Origin of the sequence: Pilimelia terevasa (assembly GCF_014647915.1) — a bacterium.
GTDB classification, from domain to species: Bacteria; Actinomycetota; Actinomycetes; order Mycobacteriales; family Micromonosporaceae; genus Pilimelia; species Pilimelia terevasa.
This window is the reverse complement of record NZ_BMQC01000033.1, coordinates 1-4572: the sequence shown is the minus strand read 5'-3', so window position 1 is coordinate 4572 and position 4572 is coordinate 1. Positions and strand designations below refer to the sequence as shown.

Sequence of the window (4572 nt, the reverse complement as noted above, 5' to 3'; positions counted from 1 at the left end):
CTTCCGCGCTGCCAGGGAGAGCCTGGGTCGCAGAAGTAGACGTCCATGTCGGTGGCGATGCTGAACGCGCGGTGTTCGGCCATTTCTGCTCCTTGGTCCCAGGTGAGGCTGGTGCGTAGCGTCTGGGGTAGTGGTGAGACGGCGGTGATGAGGCTGTCGCGGACGGTTTCGGCGTTTCGGTCGGCGCCGAGGTGTCCGAGGACCACGAATCGGCTGGTGCGCTCGACCAAGGTCGCGATGGCGGACTTCCCGGTCGCGCCGATGATGAGGTCGCCCTCCCAGTGCCCAGGTGTCGTTCGGGTGTCGACCGCTGCCGGTCGCATCTTGATCGAGGTCATCGGGTCAACGAATCGGGGGCGGCGGACGCTCGGGTCTCGGCGTGGCTTGCGTGCGCGTCGGCCGCGGCGTAGCTGCCGGGCGAGGTCCCGATTGAGGTCCCCGGTCGCGTGCACGTAGATCGCCTGGTAGATCGTCTCGGTACTCACACGCATGCCCGTCGAGTCCGGGAAGTCCTTGGTCAGGCGCCGGCTGACTTGCTGCGGCGACCATTTCTTGCCCAGCCGATGCTGTACGTATGTTCGCAGCTCAGGGTGTGTCAGGAGTTTCGGCTTCCTGGGTCGTAGGCGTCGTTGGACCGACGTCCGATGCGCCGTATGGGGCAGGTAGCCGCGTGCGGTAGTCGTGTTGCGGCGCAGCTCACGGCTGATGGTCGACGGAGATCGCCGCAGCTGGGCGGCGATCATCCGGATCGACATCCCGGAGCGACGCAGGTCAGACAGCTCGCGCTCCAGCAGGCTCAAGTATCGGCGATGGATGACCTTCTCGACCCGGTCCAGGTCGACCTTGCCTCCGACGGTGTTGGAGGTGCGTGGCTTCGTCACGCCGGCCAGTATCGGCTCCGGATAGCGCACGACGCGCCCGTCGGGGTAGACGCGTCCTCGATGGATGATCGTGATGCCCTTGTCCCAGTCCGCCGCCGATCGCTTGTCCGCGCGGACCTGCGCCGCCGCTTGCGCCCGAGTCATTCCCTCGGACCGCAGCCTCAGGAACGCCTCTCGCCGTGGGTTGACCGCCCTGTTCTGGCTGGTGACGATGCCCGCCTGATGCGCCCACTTGTCGCAGGTGACGCGCGTGAACCCGAGCATGCGGGCCACCACCGACACATTGCCGTGCCGGGCCAACAGTCGGAAGAACTCGGCTTTCTCCTCATCTGTGTAGACCCTCGGACGGGCCCGGCGCATCGCCAGACCAGCCTGACGCAACCACGAGTACGCGGCATCAGGATGCACGCCCGAGGCCGCCGCCGCGGCCCGGACGGTGGCTCCCTGATCAACAAGATCGAAGAAGCGCTGCCGCACTTCCGCGCTGTACTTGGGACCCGCCATCGCAGCAACCTCCTGCAGGTGTTGCGACGACTGCTGGAATCTAAGCCATGGAGGGCAAGCTCTACCTCTGCGCGGTCAAGGACGTGTGGTCAAGGCGGATCGTCGGCTACTCCATCGACAGCCGGATGAAGTCCCGCCTGGCCGTCAACGCCCTCGACAACGCCGCCGCCCGACGCGGCGACCTGGCCGGATGCGTCCTACACACCGACCGCAGATCCCAATTTCGATCAAGGAAGCTGCAACGCGCTCTGAACCGCCACCGCATGGTCGGGTCGATGGGCCGCGTCGGCGCCGCCGGGGACAACGCCGCGATGGAGTCCTTCTTCGGGCTGCTCCAGAACAACGTCCTCAACCGACGCACCTGGACCACCCGCGAGCAACTGCGCACCGCGATCGTGACCTGGATCGAACGCACCTACCACCGACGCCGACGACAACGGCCCCTGGGCCGGTTGACCCCTATCGAGTACGAGGCCATCATGACCCCACCAGCCAGTCAGGCCGCGTGACTACAACTGTCACCTATCGGTGCAGCAGACCCGAGCAAGGTTGGTCAACGTGCGTGTCGACAGGCAGATGCTGGCAGGATTGGTAAGCAACGCGGCTCCGAAGTCTTGGTCGACTGCTGTTCCTGCCAGGAGTCTCGTCCCACTGGATGATCGACGCGCCGCCATCCCAGCTCACGCCCCCGAGATCACCACCGGCCACCAGGCTGAAAACGGCCCCCTGTGTCGGCTATGCGACACAGGGGTTTCTATCAGCTGTCATTGAGGTAGCATCGCCGCCGGCAACTGATTGCGCCGCGGCAAATCGCCGGGGGGAGAAGGGAGTTCTCGTGGGGGTTTGGATGCGACGATGGGTCGTGGCGGCTGCCGTCACCACGGTCGCGATGACTGGATGGGCGACAGCGGCCGGGGCCGCTATTGCGCCCAGGGTATGGGATCAGGCGATGCCTAAGGGCAACACCCTGAATGCCGGCGACTCGATCCACGCCGTCTTGGTCGGAGATAGGGATGCACACTTCGAGTTGAAGATGCAGTCCGACGGAAACCTGGTCTTCCGTTCGTACTTGAACAACGGACAGAATTACGTTTGTTGGTCGATCGGAGCCAAGGGCTCCGGCGCCCGTGCTGTCTACCAGAACGATGGCAACTTCGTCGTCTACGTCGGCAATGCAGCCAAGTGGGCCAGTGACACCGCCGGCAAGGGCGGCAACAGCGTGAGCATTGACTACTCGGACACATGGTATCCCGGCACGGACCTGTGGGTTGGCGACACCCGAATCAACCGGGGCTGCCGCGTGCCTTAATGAGGTTATCTCAGCAAGGATTCGATAATTGGTGGTATTCGTTAAGGTGAGGACGTGGCTGGCGCGGACGATGTCACCAAGTCTGCTGGGGCTGACGGTGGCGTTTAAGGGTGCAACCAGCGTTCGGTGAGGATGGCGAACCCATGTTCGCCTTGGGTGCGTGGCGCTGTAGGAAGCGGTTGTGAGCGCGGTTGTCTGGAGCGAGTTTCTTTCCACCGGCGGTTGGTTGAAGGGTGTATATATGTCTTGGCCACAGCCGTTGTAGCCGAGTCAGCGAGGGTGGGTAGGTCAAGCTGTGACGCTGCCCAGTAGAGAGAGCCTTTTCCATCCTCATGATTGAGCCATTTTCATCCTGACGTCCTGGCAGGTCAGACGAGGTGTGGGAGAGCCTCGACCTCAGGCGGTAGGCAGGTCCACCGCGGGTCGGGCCGCCGGGCCAACAGCAGGAGCCGGATGAGTCGAGGTCGCGGTGACGTCCCTGCGGTCAGGATGAAAGTGGCTCATTCTTGGCCGTGGTGGAGCGTGAGGACGGCGCGGGCGAGGTGACCGACGCGTTGCGGGCAGCAGCGGATCTTGGTGAGTAGTCGCCATGCTTTGAGGGTGGCGAAGGTGCGTTCGCCGGGTCCTCGGATGGTGTTGACCATCCGGTTGTGGGTCTTCTGGGCTCGGGTCAGTTTGCGGCCTTTGTGTGGTGTGACGACGGTACCGCCTGCACCTTGGTATCCCTTGTCGCCCAGCAGCCCGACGCCCGCTTTGGCCGCCCGGCGGACGATGTCGTGTATGCGGGCGGCGGTCAGGTCGTGGGTCGAGCCGGGTAGCCCGGCCGAGATCCACGCCGGTTCGCCGGTGCGCGGGTCGGCCAGGGCTTGCAGATTCACGCCATGCCGGTGGTGCTTCCCGGAGTAGTACGGGCGGTTGAGAGCACCGCCGAGCCGGTCGGTGGCTACCAGGGTTCCGTCGAGTATTCCCAGGCCATGCCCGTTGTGAGCAAGCCGCCACAATGCGGCGGTCAGCGTCGGCGCCGCGGAGGCGAGTAGATCGACGGCCTCGCGTACGTACCGCCACACCGTCGCCAGCCCGATCCCGAATCCGGCCGCCAGACGAGCGTAGGTATCACCGTTGCGAAGGTGCGCCAACACCAACAGCGCCTGCCTACCGGGTGCCAGCCGCCGCCACTGGCAACCGATCCTGCGACGGTGGGCGGCCAACACGCCCGACAGGTGAGTCAGGTGCGCGGTCGACAGCGTGAGCATGCCAGGATAGGTCATCGAGGCTCCTTGGCCAGACGATCAGGTAGTGGTACCCGTCGTCTATCAGGAGCCTCGTCTCATATAGAGCAACGACACGCCAGCCGCGCCTCTCAGCCCCACCCCCCCACCAGCCGAAACAAGGTTGGAAAAGGCTCATTGTTGCGGTGATACCGCCGCACTCTGCGTGCGATGCGAGGGAGGCAGTCCACGGTAGACCAACCGGATGGCTGATCGACGTACGTACCCGTACGACCTGTCTGATGCTCGCTGGCAGTTGGCCGAGCCCCGATTGACCGCGTGGCGACAGGCCCGCACCGACGCCGGCGTCGGAGGCCGAATCGCCAGTCATGATCTACGAGAGATCCTCAACGCGATCCTGTACGTGAACCGGACCGGGATCGCATTGGCGTTACCTTCCCCACGACCTGCCGCCCTGGCAGAGCGTGTACGGCCACTTCAACATGTGGGCACGCGAGGACCTGTTCACCCAACTCAACCTCGACCTGACCGCCCTGGCGCGAGGCAAGGTCGGCCGTGACCCCGAGCCGACCGCCTGCGTAATCGACACACAAAGCGTGAAGACCTCCACCAACGCGCCCCTCGCCACGCAGGGCATCGACGCCGGCAA

At 64.8% G+C, this 4572-nt stretch carries 3 protein-coding genes and 2 pseudogenes; 3 read left to right on the top strand and 2 right to left on the bottom strand.

Annotation, left to right across the window (positions count from 1 at the left end; all coding sequences use genetic code 11):
• Positions 1–1385 (bottom strand): IS30 family transposase (locus tag IEY75_RS20570; RefSeq protein ID WP_189116042.1); only part of this gene is annotated, 1385 nt, incomplete at its 3' end.
• A gap of 50 nt (positions 1386–1435) precedes the next feature.
• On the opposite strand from IEY75_RS20570, the pseudogene IEY75_RS20565 reads away from it, so the two are divergent.
• Together IEY75_RS20565 and IEY75_RS20560 are read left to right on the top strand one after the other, a co-directional pair.
• A pseudogene (locus IEY75_RS20565) lies at positions 1436–1894 on the top strand (transposase); the annotation flags it as partial.
• 353 nt (positions 1895–2247) lie between these two features.
• Complete coding sequence (locus IEY75_RS20560; RefSeq protein WP_189116041.1) at positions 2248–2694, top strand: hypothetical protein; 447 nt, start codon at positions 2248–2250, stop codon at positions 2692–2694.
• A gap of 500 nt (positions 2695–3194) precedes the next feature.
• Here IEY75_RS20560 and IEY75_RS20555 read toward each other — a convergent pair whose 3' ends face one another.
• The gene (locus IEY75_RS20555) at positions 3195–3962 is read right to left on the bottom strand and encodes a transposase family protein (protein WP_189116040.1); all 768 of its coding nucleotides are present in this window, start codon (positions 3960–3962) and stop codon (positions 3195–3197) included.
• A 205-nt stretch (positions 3963–4167) separates the two neighbouring features.
• On the opposite strand from IEY75_RS20555, the pseudogene IEY75_RS20550 reads away from it, so the two are divergent.
• Positions 4168–4572: pseudogene (locus tag IEY75_RS20550) on the top strand (transposase); the annotation flags it as partial.